The sequence below is a fragment of the Rhodothermus marinus genome, assembly GCF_009936275.1.
GTDB classification, from domain to species: Bacteria; Bacteroidota; Rhodothermia; order Rhodothermales; family Rhodothermaceae; genus Rhodothermus; species Rhodothermus marinus_A.
Map to the genome: position 1 here is coordinate 1,340,974 of NZ_AP019797.1, position 14,514 is coordinate 1,355,487.

The window sequence follows — 14,514 nt, forward strand, 5'->3', positions numbered from 1 at the left end:
GTACCGACGCGAGAGTTCACGGTTTGTTCGGGAAAAAAGTCGTAGCTTCCAAAGTTACGACGCTTCAACGTTCAATGCCAACCAGAGTTGTTAAACGCTGATGGAGATTGTACTTCCCGGTTCGGAGCTGCGCATCGTGCCCCGCAAGATCCTCTGCGTGGGCAAAAACTACGCGCGCCATGCGGCCGAGTTGAACAGCACGGTGCCCGAAGAACCGATTCTGTTTCTGAAACCATCGACGGCGCTGATCGGTCCGGGCGGGACCGTGCTATTGCCCCCGCAGTCGCGCGAGGTGCATCACGAAGTGGAACTGGTCGCGGTAATCGGTCGCGAGGGGAAGCACATTCCGGAAAGTGAGGCGCTTGACTACGTGGCGGGCTATGCGCTGGGGCTCGACATGACGGCCCGCGACCTGCAGCAACAGGCCCGGGAGAAAGGCTATCCCTGGACGGTGGCCAAGGGGTTCGACACGTTCGCGCCGCTGGGGCCCATCGTGCCGGCGACGGCCGTGCCCGACCCGCAACGGGTGCAGCTCCGGCTCCGGGTCAACGGCACGGTGCGCCAGGATGGCAATACGGTCGATATGGTGTTTTCCGTGGCCCGGCTGATCGCCTACTGCTCGGAGATCTTCACGCTGCAGCCCGGCGATCTGCTCTTTACGGGCACGCCCGAAGGGGTCGGACCGGTGCAGGACGGCGACGTGCTGGTGGCCGAAAGCGACGTGCTCCCGGTCTTCCAGGTAAACGTGCGACGGGCTTGATTTCGCCAGACCTGCTTGCTGAAAACGGCGGCGCCGGGGTAAAAAATACAGTTCAGGAACATGGAGAACGCTCCGGGGTGACCTCTGTCATCAGTGACAACCGCTACATTCCGATGCAGCAATGGCAACCATCGCGGAAATGACTCCGGAAGAACTCCGGGCTCTGATTGAATCCATTATTGAAGAGAAGCTGCTGGAACTGCTGGGAGACCCGGATGAAGGGTATGCGCTCCGTAAAGCAGTGCGCGAGCGCCTCCTGCGTCAGCAGCGTGCGGTGGCGGCCGATGAGCGAGGCATTTCGCTGGAGCAGGTCGTGAAGCAAATGGACCTGAAGTGATGGCTGCGTTCCAGGTTCGCCTGCTTCGAGCCGCTGTCGAGGATCTGGAGCGCCTAGATCGTGCGATCGCTCGTCGCGTTGTGCGACGCCTTGAATGGCTGGCCGAGCATCTGGAACAGCTTAGACTCGAGCCGTTGCAGGGCGATTTAGCCGGGTTGTATAAACTTCGAGTGGGTGATTATCGGGTAATTTTATGAGGTGCTCTGGGAAGAGCGTACGATCGTGGTGCATCTCATTGGTCATCGCAGGGAGATTTACCGCCGGTGAATGCAGACAGGCGCTTGGGCAGAGCTCGTTTCGATTTTTTTCTCTGTAGATGTCTTTTCTCCTGCAGGGCGAAGGTGTCGTTTGGCATGCACGCCGGCGCCTGACTCAGGCGGTTGCGCGGCCGAAGAGTCGGTGCAGGATGGCCAGCGCGCGGTCGATGTCCTGCATCGACACGTCCCGGTGCGTGGTGGCGCGGATCGTCCGGGGGCCGAAAGGCACCATGAGCACCCCTTCCTCCCGGAGCTGCGTCAGGACGCTTTCGGCGGTGCCCCGGCGGACGTCGAAGCGCACGATGTTGGTCTGCACGCGCTCCAGGTCGATCTCGAAGGCCGGTAGCTCGGCAATGCCCTCGGCCAGGCGCCGGGCTTTGGCGTGATCTTCGGCCAGCAGCGGACGGTGGTGCTCCAGCGCGTAGAGTCCGGCAGCGGCCAGCACGCCCACCTGGCGCATACCGCCGCCCAGCAGCTTGCGGAACCGGCGTGCTTCGGCGATGAGGTCGGCCGAAGCGGCCAGCACGGAGCCAACCGGCGCGCCGAGTCCTTTGGAGAGGCAGACGCTCACCGTATCGAACGGCGCGGCCAGTCGGTGTTCGGGCACCCCCAGGGCCACGCTGGCGTGCCAGAGCCGGGCGCCGTCCAGGTGCAGGGCCAGGCCGTGGCGACGTGCCTCGGCGGTAACGGCTTCGACGACGTCCGGTGGAATAACCACACCACCGGCCCGGTTGTGCGTGTTTTCCAGGCACACCAGCCGGGAGCGCGGCTCCCAGTCGTGCCCGTGGCGCACGGCCAGCGCCAGCGCCTCGGGCGAAAACCAACCCGGCGTGTCGTCCAGCGGATGGAGCTGGACGCCCGAGATCAGCGCCGGGGCGCCCGACTCGTAATTGAAGATGTGGCTTTCGCGGCCGAGGAGGACCTCGTCGCCCGGGCGCGTCAGCACCTTGATGGCGAGCTGGTTGCCCATGACGCCGGAGGGGACGAACAGGGCCGCCTCTTTGCCCAGCAGCTCGGCCACGCGGGTCTCCAGGCGCCGGACGGTCGGATCCTCACCGAAGACGTCGTCGCCCACCTCCGCCTCGTACATGGCCCGGCGCATGCCGGGTGAAGGGCGGGTCACCGTGTCGCTACGCAGGTCGATCAGCATCCCAGCAGGTGCATGCGTTCCAGAATGATGCTGGTGTACCACCCCATCTGCTGGGGACGGCGCCGAAGGGGAGCCGGCAGGCAGGCCGCCAGTGCTGCCGCTTCATAGCGGGTGAGCTGGCGAGCCGGTTTACCGTAATGGTACCGGGCGGCTGCTTCTGCCCCGTAAATGCCCGGCCCCCATTCCACCACGTTCAGGTATAGCGTCAGCAAGCGTTCCTTGGACAGAAGCAGTTCCGCCAGGAGCGTCAGCGGGGCTTCCATCGCTTTGCGCAGATACGAACGGTGCGTGGTCATGAACAGGTTTTTGACCAGCTGCTGCGTGATGGTGGAACCCCCGCGACGGATGCGTTGCTGGCGGCGGTTGGCTTCCCAGGCTTCGCGCAATGCCTCCCAGTCAAAGCCCCAGTGTGTGTAAAAGCGTGTATCTTCGGCCGCCACGACGGCGCAGGCCAGCTGTTCGGAAAGCTGTGCGCGCGGACGCGGCAAATAGGTGCGCCGGCAGGACTCTCCCGCCAGCCAGCTCTCGATACATCGTTGCAGTTGCACTCCGGTAATCGGCGGGAACCAGAAGCGGTAGGCCAGCAGGGCCAGCGTACATAGTCCGTAATAAAAAGCCAGCAGAAAAAAGATGCCTTGCGCCAGTCGTTTCAACAGGCGGCGCATGGCCGGACGCTGTTCAGCGCGAGATCTCCAGAATCTGCAGCTTGACCTTGCCGGCCGGCACCTTGACCTCGACCACGTCGCCCACCGAGCGCCCCAGCAGTCCCTTGCCGATCGGGCTGTTGACCGATATCTTGCCTTCGTTCAGGTTCACTTCCTGGGGCGATACCAGCGTGAAGACCTGCTCGGCGCCGGTCTGCAGGTTCTTGACGCGCACTTTGGAAAAGATGTATGCCTTGCTCGTGTCGATCTTGTTCTCGTCGACGATGCGCGCGTTGGCGATGGTCTGCTCGATCTGTGCGATGCGGGCTTCCAGGCGGCCCTGGGCTTCTTTGGCCGCGTCGTATTCGGCATTTTCCGACAGATCGCCATGACCGCGCGCTTCGGCAATGGCTTTGGCAATGCGCGCCCGCTCTTTGGTTTTCAGCTCGTGCAGCTCTTCCTTGAGCTTCTGGAGCGCTTCCCTGGTCAGGTAAACCGGCTTCGGATCCTGCATAGATCTACCACAGTGTTTGCTGCGCTACGAGTCGGTACAGAAAAAGAGAACGCCACGGCCTTTCGGCTGCGGCGATCCGGAAAAAGGTTACGGCTGTATCTTTCCAACGCCTGTCGCCACCGAGAGATCCGGCTACCAGCCGATAGCCGGGGGCGGGTCCGTCGGGGGTGCGCCGGTTGTTTCGCCGAGCACGCGCCGGGCCGTCCAGTAGTGGCGTCGCCAGTAGGGTTCATCGAGGCGCGAGACGGTAACGCCGGTGGAACTGGCCGCATGGAAAAAGCGGTCGTCTCCCAGATAGATGCCTACATGGCGGTTTTTGCGATCCAGTCGAAAAAACACAAGGTCGCCGGCCTGCAACGCCTGGCGGGATACGGGTCGGCCGATGCGGGCCTGCGCTTCGGTGGTGCGGGGCAGCGTCATCCCGAAGGCGTCCTGGTAGACGCGCACAACCAGCCCCGAGCAGTCGATGCCCCTGTGGTCGAGGCCGCCCCAGCGGTGGGGCGTGCCCTCCCAGCGCTCCAGCTCGGCCAGCAGACGCGCCTGCACGTCGGCGTCGCCGGACGTCGGCGCCGGCGGCGGGGTGGCCGTGCGGCAACCGGCAAGCGCCAGCCAGCTCAGGAGCAGCACCAGATGGCGGAACCGAAGTTCAGCGACTCGTATAACCTGCAGGGTTGTCGGTTGAATTGAAACGAATCCGATCATGCGTGTATCCTGGCCTGTTGCAATCTGTGCGTTTGCGGCCGGTGTGGTGACCGGCCTGCTGCTGGCCCCGAAGGCCGGTCGTGAAACCCGTCGCGAACTGGCAAGCAAAGCGCGTGCCCGGTTTCATGAGCTGGAGGAGCAACTTCACAGTGTGGAATCGCACCTCCGGCGACTGGAACAGCAGCTGGAGGTGCTGGGCGAACGCTTCCGCAAGGCCGCCGCGTCGGAGGCCTGGAAACTGGAAAACAAGGACATCGCCCGCGAGCTGCCCCGCATGCCCCACGGCTGAAACCGGATCTCTTGCAGAAGCTGCACGTTCGAGGATTGTAGTGTCGCAGGGATAAAACCAAAACCGGCAGACCAATGCCTTATCCGGAAGAACTGGTCCGGCCCATGCGTGAGGAGCTCACGCGGCTGGGCGTTGAGGAGTTGCGCGATGCGGCCGCCGTCGACGCCGCCTTTGAAGCGGCGAAGGAAGGGACGCTGCTGCTGGTGATCAACTCGGTATGCGGGTGCGCGGCGGCCAATGCCCGCCCGGCCGTGGCGCTGGCACTGCAGGCGCCGGTAAACAAACCGGACCGCTGGGTGACGGTGTTTGCCGGACAGGACCTGGAAGCCACGGCCCGCGCGCGGGAATACCTGGCCGGTATTCCGCCTTCGTCGCCGTTTATTGCCCTGTTCAAGTACGGCGAGCCGGTTTTTGTGCTGGAGCGCCGTCACATCGAAGGCCGGAGCGCCAGTGCCATTGCAGCCGATCTGGTGCGGGCCTTCGAGAAGTACTGTGGCACCGACACCATGCCCGAAGATGGACCGGAAATGCCGGAAGTCGATACATACGGCCCCTCGGTGCTGCCGCCAACCTTCCGTTCGATTCTCTGAATTCAGCCGAAAGGCCCGATTTTCCAGAAGCCGCCCGCTTCCGGGCGGCTTTTTTTGTTACGGCCCGTTACAACTTCCGGAAAGTGGTGTCTTTATCGAAAGGTGAGCTGGTCGATATTTTCCGGAGGAGCGTATGTGGCCGCGCGTGTCTTTTCGTACATTATTTGCAGGGGAAAGGCAGAGCCTTTCGGTCCCTGCCATGCTGGATGACGAAACCATCCCCATGAAAGAGGAAGCGCTGGTTTCGAAAGAGCAGCGGCGTGTGCGGGTAGAGCATGCCATTGTGGAGGCAGCCCGGCTGCTGGTAGCCCCGGATCCGCTCGACATGGAGGCCCTGCTGCGGATTCTGGGCGAGGCGACCGACGCGGCGTCGGTCTACTTCGTAGGGGTGCCGCAATCGGGGGAGGCGCAGGATTATTCCTATACCGTCTGGCATCGACAGCAGCCGAAGACACCGCACTGGTGGCAGGAGCTGGAAGCGCGGCTCCGGAAATACTTTCCGACGCCAGCCACGCAGGACGAAGTGCATCAGCTTGGCGAAAACCTGCTGGTGGTGCCGGTACTCTCGGCCGAAGATAGATTTTACGGCTACCTGGGAGTGGAATTCGCCGACGGACTATCGGAGGCGCGTCAGGAAGAGGTCCGACTGCTGGAAGTGCTGGGAGGCCTGCTGGCCGCCTACTTCGACCGCCGGGCTACCGAAGCGGCCCGTCGGGAAAGCGAGGAACGGTGGCGGCGGCTGGTAGAGCAGTTGCCCGAGCCGATCCTGCTGGTAGCCCGTGACGCGCTGGTTTATCTCAACCCGGCCGGACGGCGGCTGCTGGGGGCCGAGGCCGAGGAAGACCTGACCGGGCGTTCGCTCCTGGACTTTTTCTCGGCGGATCAGTACGACGAGGTCGCCCGCCAGCTTCGACGCCTGGAGGCAGGCGAGGCGGTGCCGCCTTTCGAAGGCTCGCTGATTCGTTTTGACGGCGAGGAGCGGATCGTCGAGATCACGGCGGCACGGGTGGTCTTCCAGGGCTATCCCGTGGTCCAGCTCATTCTGCGCGATCTGACCGAGCGGCGGCGGGCCGAGGAGCGTTACCGGGCTTTCGTCAGCACGATCACCGAGGGCATTTTTCGGATCGAGTTGCGGCAGCCGGTGGCTACGACCACGCTGCCGGATTTACAGGTGGAGCACCTCTATCAGCATGGCTATCTGGCCGAATGCAATGCGGTGATGGCACGTTGGCTGGGCGCCGAGCGCCCTGAGGAGGTGGCCGGGCGTTCGCTTTCGTCGCTCCGGCACTATTTCCGCCCGCGCTATCTGCGTGAGTTCGTGCAGCGGGGCTATCAGGTGCATGGCGAGGAGTATGCGCTGCCGGGCAAGCAGGGTATGCGTTACTTCGTGGTCAATGCGGTAGGGACGGTGGAGCGCGACCGGCTGGTGCGCGTCTGGGGCAGTGCTGTCGAAGTGACGGAGCGCGTGGAACTGGAGCGCCGCATGGTGCAGACGCTGGAGGAGCAGCAGCAGGCCATCGGGCGCGATCTGCACGATGGCGTCGGGCAGTTGCTGACAAGTGTCCGTATGCTCAGCGAGAACCTGTCCACACGCCTGCAGGCCGAGCAGCACGAACTGGCCGAGCTGGCTCAGAAGGTGGTGCGTTTCGCCCAGGAAGCCTCGGACGGCGTACGGATGATTTACCGGGGGCTGACGCCGGCCCAGCTCTATACGGAAGATCTGACGCTGGCTCTGGAAGAACTGGCCTACAACACGAACGCCCTGCCCGGCATTCGCTGCCGGTTCGAAACCGACGGGCAGGTGTCGATCGACGACCAGGAAGTCAAGTTGCACCTGTACCGCATTGCTCAGGAGGCCGTCAACAACGCGCTCAAACATGCGCGGGCTTCGGAGATCGTGCTGACGTTGTGCCGTCGGGACGATGCCATTGAACTCTGCGTGGCCGACAACGGCTGCGGCCTCGATCCGGGCCGGGCCCGCGCCGACTCGCTGGGACTGAAAACCATGTACTACCGGGCGCGCACAATCGGCGGTACGCTGCGCATTCATTCGCAACCGGGCGAAGGGACTACCATCTGCTGTCGCATCCCGGTGGGCGAAATGAGCGGAACTACTTGATTCTTTATACAGATGTTGATTGCCTCCGTTTTGTTGTATATTTCTGGCGAAGTGGCATAAAAAAGAGAGGTGGGCTGATGATGCATTCCTTGCTACGAGAAAACACGGGCATGCAGAGCGACCGCATCCGCGTGGTGATTGTCGACGACCACCCGGCCATCCGGGAGGCGCTCTCGGACACGATCAACAGTGCCATGGGCATGGAGGTCGTGGGGCAGGCCAGCACGGCCGCCGAAGCGTTCCGCCTGATCGAAAAAGAGCGCCCCACGGTGGCGGTTGTCGACATCTCGCTGGAGGATGCGCACGGGCTGGATCTGGTCCAGAACATCCGGGCACAGTTCCCCGAAGTGCTGGTCGTCATCTTTTCCATGTACGACGAAAGCGTCTATGCCGAGCGGGCCATCCGGGCCGGCGCTTCGGGCTACCTGATGAAGAGCGAGCCCACGCAGAGCGTCGTGGAGGCCATCCGGGCCGTCGTGCGCGGCGAGGTGTACCTGAGCCGACGTATGGCCTCACGCATTCTCAGCAAGGTGGCCATGGGGCGGGCACCGGGGCCCGGCTTCGCCATCGACGAGCTGACCGACCGGGAGATGGCCGTCTTCCAGATGCTCGGCCAGGGCTACACGATTGAGGAAATCACGGAGCGGCTGAACCTGAGTCGGAAGACGGTCGAGACCTACCGCCGCCGCGCCAAGGAAAAGCTCGGCTTCGACTCGGTGGCCGAATTGCTCCAGTTTGCCGTGCAGTGGACGCACGCGCAGGGACGGGGCGGCAAATTGTGAAGAAGTTTTGATGCATAGGTGATCTGGCGCAACATGCATGGCGTGTTGCGCGCGTCCTTCTCTCTCGAAATGCTTCAGTCTCCGGCGCACGCCTATGCGCTGAAACTACATACCCCTTTCCGCTAAAGTTTGGAATTGAACGACAGCGCCTGCCGTTAACTTTTCGTTGTCTCACCGAGAGACCTATCGGGACTGAAGGGAAGGGTTCGTAAAGCGTCACCCTTGTTGTAACAGGTATCAGCGGATTTCTTTTATCATTTGAGGCAGGCGCATGATGGCTCTGGAAGTTTTGTTCCAGCGCTCCGATCCGGAGCTGAAAGATACACCCCGTGTGCGGCGCGGACCCATCCGCATTTTCGTGGTAGATGATCATCCGGCCATTCAGGAAGCCCTTGCGGCCACGGTAAGCAGCGAGGCGGATCTGGAACTGGTGGGGAGTGCGCGCACGGCCGCCGAGGGCATGAAGCGAATCCGAGCGTTGCGGCCGGACGTGGTGGTGGTGGACATCTCGCTGGAAGATGCGCACGGACTGGACCTGGTGCATCAGATTCGGGCCGAGCTGCCCGAAACGCAGGTGGTCGTCTTTTCCATGTACGACGAGGTGGCCTATGCCGAACGGGCCATCCGGGCCGGCGCCATGGGCTACGTGATGAAAAGCGAGTCGACGCAGAGCGTCGTGGAGGCCATCCGGACGGTCATGCAGGGCGAGGTGTACCTGAGCCACCGCATGGCCTCGCGCATTCTGAGCAAGGTGGTCCGGGGCCGAAGCGTCCAGCCGCATGTGCTGTCGCTTGATATGCTGACCGACCGGGAGATGGCCGTCTTTCAGTTGCTCGGTCAGGGTTATTCGATCGAAGAAATCATGCAGCGACTGAACCTGAGCCGGAAGACGGTCGAGACCTACCGCCGCCGCGCCAAGGAAAAACTGGGCTTTTCGTCGGTCGGCGAGTTGCTGCAGTTTGCGGTGCAGTGGACCTATCGGCATACCCGCCAGGAATAGATGCGCTTCTGGCGCAGAAAACGCAGAAAGTATGCGCCAATTCTACCTTCTGTGAAATCCACTGGCGCACTTTTATTGGGTCAGTTGCCGTCGCCGGAGGCGCTGAAACCGGACGTCCGAAAAGTCGGCCCATGAGTATCTTTTCGTAGCCTGACTGAAAGCCGGTCAGGTCTGGTTTAAACGAACGGGGACAGGGTGTATGCAGGTCACAGGCGTCCGGTTGAACGGCGCGGTTCAAACCGATAAGCAGGAAGGGTCGGGGTGCCGTGTGGCGCTGGTACACGACTGGCTCCCCGTCTATGCCGGCGCCGAGCGCGTGCTGGAGCAGATGCTGCATCTTTTTCCGAACGCCGACCTGTTCAGCCTGATCGAATTTTTGCCGCCCGACCAGCGGGCCTTTCTGCAGGGGCGGCCGGTGCAGACTTCGTTCATCCAGCGCCTGCCCTTTGCCCGACGGGCTTACCGCTACTACCTGCCGCTGGCCCCGCTGGCCATCGAACAGTTCGACCTGCGCGGTTACGACCTGGTGATCTCCTCCAGCTACGTGGTGGCCAAGGGGGTGCTGACCACGGCCGACCAGCTTCATATCAGCTACGTACACAGCCCGATTCGCTACGCCTGGGACCTGTACTTTCAGTATCTGGAGCAGGGCGGTCTGGTGCGCGGGCCGAAAAGCTGGCTGGCCCGGATGATTCTGCACTACCTGCGGCTCTACGATGCCACGACGGCCAGCCGTCCGGACGTGCTCGTGGCCAACTCGCGCCATGTGGCCCGCCGCATCTGGAAGACGTACCGCCGCCGCGCCCGGGTGATTTACCCGCCGGTCGACACGACCGCCTTCGGGCCGGACGGCGCAAAGGACGACTACTACGTGACCGTCTCGCGCCTGGTCCCCTACAAGCGGGTGGATCTGATCGTGCAGGCCTTCACCCGTATGCCTCGGCGTAAGCTGGTGGTGATCGGCGATGGTCCGGAAATGGACCGGATCGCCCGGCTGGCCACCCCCAACGTCGAGCTGCTGGGCTACCAGCCCTTCGAGGTGATGCGCACCTACATGCAGCGGGCCCGGGCGTTCATTTTTGCGGCCGAGGAAGACTTCGGCATCGTGCCCGTCGAGGCGATGGCCTGTGGTACACCCGTCATCGCCTACGGGCGCGGGGGCGTGCGGGAATCCGTGGTCGAGGGCGAAACGGGCCTGTTCTTCTACGAGCAGACGCCCGAAGCCCTCTGCGAGGCGGTGGAACGCTTTGAGCGCCTGGCGCCGTCGCTGAGCACCGAGCGCATCTGCCTGCAGGCCGAACGGTTCTCCGTAGCACGCTTCCGGAAAGCCTTCGGCCAGCTGGTCGCGCGGGCTTTCGAGCGGTTTTCGAAGCGCAAGCAGCAAGTCCATTCCGAAGTTTCGTTATGAAGGAACTGGTACTGACAGAAGTGGGAGGAGACGGACGTAACGGTAGGGAAGCCGTTGAGGTAACGCCCGTCCGTAAAGCGGCCTGGTCGCGGCCGGCCCGCTATCGGCGCCTCTATCCGCGACAGTTCTTCTCCGGACTTTCGTTGCTCGGAGCCGATCTGCTGATTCTGGGGGGTCTGACGCTGCTGCTGCAGGGATGGGGCGCGGAGGTGCTGGGAAGCGTGTACCCCACGTTCGCGCTGGCTACATGGGTGACGGCCGGGCTGATGCTGCTGGGCATCAGCCTGCTGGGCTGCTACAGCACGGTGGTCATGCATCCGGCCGCCGAACTGCGACGGCTGACGATCGTAACGGGACTGGTCTACGCGCTGCCGGTGGGCAGTCTGCTGATCGCCACGCCGCTCAGTGCCGCGCACGCTACCCTGCTGGGCGGGAGCTGGCTGGCGGCGGTGGTCATGGTACCCATGGGCCACCTGTTTGCCCGCCTGTTGCTGGCCCGCACCGAGTGGTGGGGGGTGCCCGTGCTGGTGCTGGCCACCGGCGGGGCCGGCGAACTGGCCGTGCACACCATGCGGCGCTGGCCCGAGCTGGGATTGCGGCCCGTCGGCGTGCTCTCGGATCACCACCCGGTGGGCGAGATGCTGGGCGAAGTACCGGTGGTCGGTCGCATCGAGGATGCGCCGCGGGCCGGACTCCGCCTGGGCGTGCGTCATGCCATCGTGGCACTTTCCGGCCAGAGCCACCGCGAGGTGCTGGAACTCCTGGAACGTTACAGCCGCTACTTCCGGCAGCTCTTCGTGCTGCCGGAAAATCCGGGCATGATTGCCTTCTGGAGCACGGCCCGTTCGTTCGAAGGACTGCTCGGCTATGGCGTGCAGCACTCCTACTGGAACCTGCGCGCTCGCATGCTCAAGCGGGCCATGGACATTGTGGGCGCTTCGATCCTGCTGCTGTTGCTGTCGCCGCTTTTCGCGGTGGTGGCCCTGCTGATCAAGCTCGACTCGCCCGGACCGGTCTTCTATCGTCAGATGCGCATGGGCCGGGGTGGCCGCTGCTTCCCGCTGCTGAAGTTCCGCACGATGTACCAGGATGCCGATCGCCGCCTGCAGGAACTGCTGCGCGAAAATCCGGAGCTGCGTGCCGAGTACGAGCTGTTTCACAAGCTGCGCAACGATCCGCGCGTAACCCGCGTAGGCCGTTACCTGCGGCGCTTCAGCATCGACGAGCTGCCTCAGCTCTGGAACGTGCTGCGGGGCGATCTCAGTCTGGTGGGGCCGCGGGCCTACATGCCGGAAGAACGCCACGAAATGGACGGCATGGACCGCATCATCCTGCAGAAACGTCCCGGCGTGACCGGTCTGTGGCAGGTTTCCGGACGCAACGGGCTTACCTTCGAAGACCGCGTGCGCATGGATGTGCATTACATCCACAACTGGACGCCCTGGCTGGACCTGTACATCCTGGCGCGTACGGTGCCGGTCGTTTTGACCGGCGAAGGCGCTTGCTAAGTGCCGAAAATGTAGTAAATTTCAGGGGAGTATCCCGGGGGAATCATGGCACATTACCGACATCATTCGCTGATCGTGGCGCGCGGCGGGCAACGGGGGGGATTGCCGCCCGCCTCCGACGAGAAGCGCGACGAGGGCCGCATCAACTTTGCCGAGATCTGGCACACGATCCGGCGGGGCAAGTGGATCATCCTGCTGACCACGCTGGTGGTGGCCGGCGCCATCGGTGCGTACACCTACACGCTGCCGCCCGTGTACGAGTCGAGCGCGATCGTCTTTGTCGATACGCGGGGCGGTGAGAATGCACCGGTCAGTGTGGCGGCCTTTACGCCCATCGAGCGGCGGGCGCTCTCGAACGAGCTGGGCATTCTGCGCAATTCGGCCGAGCTGGCCACGCGCGTGGCCGAGGCGATCGTGGCCACGGCAGAGACGGCGGGGGCGAAGGATCGCTTTCCGATCCTGGCACCCACGGAAGATGGGCGCGAACCGACCATCCGGGAGATCGCGCTGCGATTGCGAGAGCGTGTCCATTTCCAGCCGCTTTCGGATCAGGACATGATCGTGATCACGGCCGAGAGCACGACGCCCGAAGAGGCGGCTGTGATCGCCAACCGCTATGCCGAGGAATACGAGCGCTTCAGTCGGGAGCGCAGCCGGGAAAGCCTGGCGGCCGCCCGCGAGTTTGTCGAAAAACAGGTCGAGCAGCGGCGCCAGGAGCTGGAGGAGCTGGAGCGGCAGTGGGAGGCGTTTGCGCGTTCGCGCCAGGTGGTGCGGCTGGGACCGCAGGGCGAACGTCTGGTCGCCGAGGTGGCACAGCTCGAAGCGCAGCGCGATGCCGCCCGCTTCCAGCTGGAGCAGGAAAAGTCGGCGCTGCAGTTCATCGAACAGGAGCTGCAGAAGCTGGAGCCAGGCCTGGTTGATGAACTGGTCAAAAGCCGGCAGGTATCGACCCTGGAGGCGCAGATCGACGCGCTCTCGAAGAAGATCGCCGAACTGAAGGTGCAGGCCGAGCAGTACTACGTGTTCAATCCGAAGCTGCGCGGCAACGAAGAGAAGCTGGGCGATCAGCAGCTTGTCGAGATCGTGCGGCAGATCGATCACTTCGAAAAGCAGCGCGAGCAGTTGCAGGCGCAGCTCGTCAAAGAAATGATCGGCCGCGACAGCCAGGCGCCGGCTTCGGAGCCACTGAGCTACGTCGAGCAGCTCCGGGCCCGTCGCATCGAAAAGCAACTGGCCATCCAGGAGCTGGAGCGTCAGGTCGAGGCGTTCAACCAGGAGCTGGCCAAGTACGAAGATCAGCTGGCCCGCCTGCCGCGGCAGCAGATCGAACTGGAGCAACTCGAACGGCGCCGGGCCATGGCCGAGCAGTGGTACACGACGTTCGTGCAGGAGCTGCAGCGCATCATGATCGCCGAGCAGTCCGAGCTCGGCTACGTCAAGATCGTCAGCAGTGCGTTCGTTCCGACCGTCCCGGTGCGGCCGAATCGGGCGCAGAACATCGTGCTGGGCATCCTGATCGGCCTGGGGCTCGGGCTCGGGCTGGCGTTTCTGCGACAGGCCATGCACACGCAGCTCGACGATCCGGAGAAGGTGCGGGAGCACGGCTACACGTTGCTGGGAGTAGTGCCGGCCATGGAGCCCTACATTCGCAAGCATTTCCGCGGGCGCAAGGTGGTCGAGGTCGACGAGCGGCCGCGTAGCACCACACTGATTACACTGCTGGATCCCTGGTCGCCGATCGCCGAAAACTTCCGGCTCATTCGCACGAACCTGCAGCAGCATACCCCGGCAAAAGGACGGGCTGTGACCTGGCTGGTGACCAGCCCGGAGATGGGCGACGGCAAGACGGTGGTAGCGGCCAACCTGGCGGTGGCGACGGCCCATGGCGGCCAGCGCACGCTGTTGATCGACGCCGACCTGCGGCGTCCGCGCGCGCACGAGGTGCTGGGGGTGGCCGATCAGCCCGGTCTGTCCGAACTGCTGCTGGGCAAAGTGCGGCCCGATCCGGAAAGCTGGGCGACCGACATCCCCAACCTGTACTTCCTCCCGGCCGGCGTGGTCGATCAACCACCGCCCGAGTTGCTGGGATCGCAGCGCATGGTGCAATTGCTGGAGTTTCTGCGCAAGCACTTTGACGTGATCGTGATCGACTCGCCGCCGGTGCTGGCCGTGACCGACTCAGTATTGCTGGCGCAGCTTTGCGAGGCCACGCTGATGGTGATTTCGGCCGGACGCACCGACGCGAAGGCGCTGGACATCGCGCGCCAGACGCTGGAGTCGGTGAACGTGTCGATTGCCGGAGTAATCTTCAATCGCTACCGGGCTGACAAACGCAAAGGCTACGCTTATGGTTACGGCTATGGCCGTCGATACCATAAGGGCTACGGCTACTATGCCCGGGAAGCGGCCACCGGCTGATGCGTGCGGAGGAGCGGGCAGGCCCGTTCGTTGTTC

Annotated in this window: 14 protein-coding genes and 1 pseudogene; 11 read left to right on the forward strand and 4 right to left on the reverse strand. The window is 63.6% G+C overall.

What is annotated here, in order from left to right; all coding sequences use genetic code 11:
- Window positions 1–100 precede the first annotated feature (100 nt).
- From GYH26_RS05875 to GYH26_RS05885, 3 genes are all read left to right on the forward strand, one after another.
- Entirely contained in the window at window positions 101–760 is a 660-nt protein-coding gene (locus GYH26_RS05875) for a fumarylacetoacetate hydrolase family protein (RefSeq protein ID WP_161540855.1), read from the forward strand.
- Window positions 761–881: 121 nt separating this feature from the next.
- Window positions 882–1,097, forward strand: a complete 216-nt coding sequence (locus GYH26_RS05880) for a hypothetical protein (RefSeq protein WP_054684747.1) — start codon at window positions 882–884, stop codon at window positions 1,095–1,097.
- Window positions 1,097–1,294 (forward strand): type II toxin-antitoxin system RelE family toxin, encoded by a 198-nt coding sequence (locus GYH26_RS05885; RefSeq protein WP_197738549.1) that lies wholly within the window; start codon window positions 1,097–1,099, stop codon window positions 1,292–1,294. The genes GYH26_RS05880 and GYH26_RS05885 overlap by 1 nt, the downstream gene beginning before the upstream one ends.
- Before the next feature lie 175 nt (window positions 1,295–1,469).
- Here the strand turns inward: GYH26_RS05885 and GYH26_RS05890 are convergent, their stop codons facing one another.
- The 4 genes from GYH26_RS05890 to GYH26_RS05905 all read right to left on the reverse strand — a co-directional run bounded on the left by GYH26_RS05890 (window position 1,470) and on the right by GYH26_RS05905 (window position 4,364).
- Complete coding sequence (locus tag GYH26_RS05890) at window positions 1,470–2,504, reverse strand: threonine aldolase family protein (RefSeq protein ID WP_161540856.1); 1,035 nt, start codon at window positions 2,502–2,504, stop codon at window positions 1,470–1,472.
- Entirely contained in the window at window positions 2,498–3,169 is a 672-nt protein-coding gene (gene mtgA, locus GYH26_RS05895; protein WP_161540857.1) for a monofunctional biosynthetic peptidoglycan transglycosylase, read from the reverse strand. Before mtgA ends, GYH26_RS05890 begins: the two co-directional genes overlap by 7 nt.
- 13 nt (window positions 3,170–3,182) lie before the next feature.
- Complete coding sequence (gene greA / locus GYH26_RS05900) at window positions 3,183–3,662, reverse strand: transcription elongation factor GreA (RefSeq protein WP_012843620.1); 480 nt, start codon at window positions 3,660–3,662, stop codon at window positions 3,183–3,185.
- A 132-nt stretch (window positions 3,663–3,794) separates the two neighbouring features.
- A complete protein-coding gene (locus tag GYH26_RS05905; protein ID WP_161540858.1) occupies window positions 3,795–4,364 on the reverse strand; it encodes an NlpC/P60 family protein in 570 nt (189 codons plus the stop codon).
- Here GYH26_RS05905 and GYH26_RS05910 point away from each other — a divergent pair.
- From GYH26_RS05910 to GYH26_RS05945, 8 genes and pseudogenes are all read left to right on the forward strand, one after another.
- Window positions 4,363–4,653, forward strand: a complete 291-nt coding sequence (locus tag GYH26_RS05910) for a YtxH domain-containing protein (protein WP_161540859.1) — start codon at window positions 4,363–4,365, stop codon at window positions 4,651–4,653. The genes GYH26_RS05905 and GYH26_RS05910 overlap by 2 nt on opposite strands.
- Window positions 4,654–4,727: 74 nt before the next feature.
- Window positions 4,728–5,243, forward strand: coding sequence for a BrxA/BrxB family bacilliredoxin (locus GYH26_RS05915; protein ID WP_161540860.1), 516 nt, complete (start codon window positions 4,728–4,730; stop codon window positions 5,241–5,243).
- Window positions 5,244–5,442: 199 nt separating this feature from the next.
- Complete coding sequence (locus tag GYH26_RS05920; RefSeq protein WP_242006614.1) at window positions 5,443–7,362, forward strand: sensor histidine kinase; 1,920 nt, start codon at window positions 5,443–5,445, stop codon at window positions 7,360–7,362.
- 77 nt (window positions 7,363–7,439) lie between these two features.
- Window positions 7,440–8,144, forward strand: a complete 705-nt coding sequence (locus GYH26_RS05925) for a response regulator transcription factor (protein ID WP_161540862.1) — start codon at window positions 7,440–7,442, stop codon at window positions 8,142–8,144.
- Window positions 8,145–8,415: 271 nt separating this feature from the next.
- Window positions 8,416–9,144, forward strand: coding sequence for a response regulator transcription factor (locus GYH26_RS05930; RefSeq protein WP_161540863.1), 729 nt, complete (start codon window positions 8,416–8,418; stop codon window positions 9,142–9,144).
- Window positions 9,145–9,343: 199 nt separating this feature from the next.
- A pseudogene (locus GYH26_RS05935) lies at window positions 9,344–10,498 on the forward strand (glycosyltransferase family 4 protein); the annotation flags it as partial.
- A 50-nt stretch (window positions 10,499–10,548) separates the two neighbouring features.
- Window positions 10,549–12,060 carry an undecaprenyl-phosphate galactose phosphotransferase WbaP gene (gene wbaP / locus GYH26_RS05940; protein WP_161540865.1) on the forward strand — a complete coding sequence of 504 codons (1,512 nt, stop codon included), beginning with the start codon at window positions 10,549–10,551 and terminating at the stop codon, window positions 12,058–12,060.
- Window positions 12,061–12,105: 45 nt separating this feature from the next.
- Window positions 12,106–14,478, forward strand: a complete 2,373-nt coding sequence (locus tag GYH26_RS05945) for a GumC family protein (protein WP_161540866.1) — start codon at window positions 12,106–12,108, stop codon at window positions 14,476–14,478.
- Window positions 14,479–14,514 lie beyond the last annotated feature (36 nt).

Coding starts and splice junctions, on each gene's coding strand:
- GYH26_RS05875 (WP_161540855.1), top strand. CDS start 101: ATGGAGATTGTACTTCCCGGTTCGGAGCTGCGCATCGTGCCCCGCAAG.
- GYH26_RS05880 (WP_054684747.1), top strand. CDS start 882: ATGGCAACCATCGCGGAAATGACTCCGGAAGAACTCCGGGCTCTGATT.
- GYH26_RS05885 (WP_197738549.1), top strand. CDS start 1,097: ATGGCTGCGTTCCAGGTTCGCCTGCTTCGAGCCGCTGTCGAGGATCTG.
- GYH26_RS05890 (WP_161540856.1), bottom strand. CDS start 2,504: ATGCTGATCGACCTGCGTAGCGACACGGTGACCCGCCCTTCACCCGGC.
- mtgA (WP_161540857.1), bottom strand. CDS start 3,169: ATGCGCCGCCTGTTGAAACGACTGGCGCAAGGCATCTTTTTTCTGCTG.
- greA (WP_012843620.1), bottom strand. CDS start 3,662: ATGCAGGATCCGAAGCCGGTTTACCTGACCAGGGAAGCGCTCCAGAAG.
- GYH26_RS05910 (WP_161540859.1), top strand. CDS start 4,363: ATGCGTGTATCCTGGCCTGTTGCAATCTGTGCGTTTGCGGCCGGTGTG.
- GYH26_RS05905 (WP_161540858.1), bottom strand. CDS start 4,364: ATGATCGGATTCGTTTCAATTCAACCGACAACCCTGCAGGTTATACGA.
- GYH26_RS05915 (WP_161540860.1), top strand. CDS start 4,728: ATGCCTTATCCGGAAGAACTGGTCCGGCCCATGCGTGAGGAGCTCACG.
- GYH26_RS05920 (WP_242006614.1), top strand. CDS start 5,443: ATGCTGGATGACGAAACCATCCCCATGAAAGAGGAAGCGCTGGTTTCG.
- GYH26_RS05925 (WP_161540862.1), top strand. CDS start 7,440: ATGATGCATTCCTTGCTACGAGAAAACACGGGCATGCAGAGCGACCGC.
- GYH26_RS05930 (WP_161540863.1), top strand. CDS start 8,416: ATGATGGCTCTGGAAGTTTTGTTCCAGCGCTCCGATCCGGAGCTGAAA.
- wbaP (WP_161540865.1), top strand. CDS start 10,549: ATGAAGGAACTGGTACTGACAGAAGTGGGAGGAGACGGACGTAACGGT.
- GYH26_RS05945 (WP_161540866.1), top strand. CDS start 12,106: ATGGCACATTACCGACATCATTCGCTGATCGTGGCGCGCGGCGGGCAA.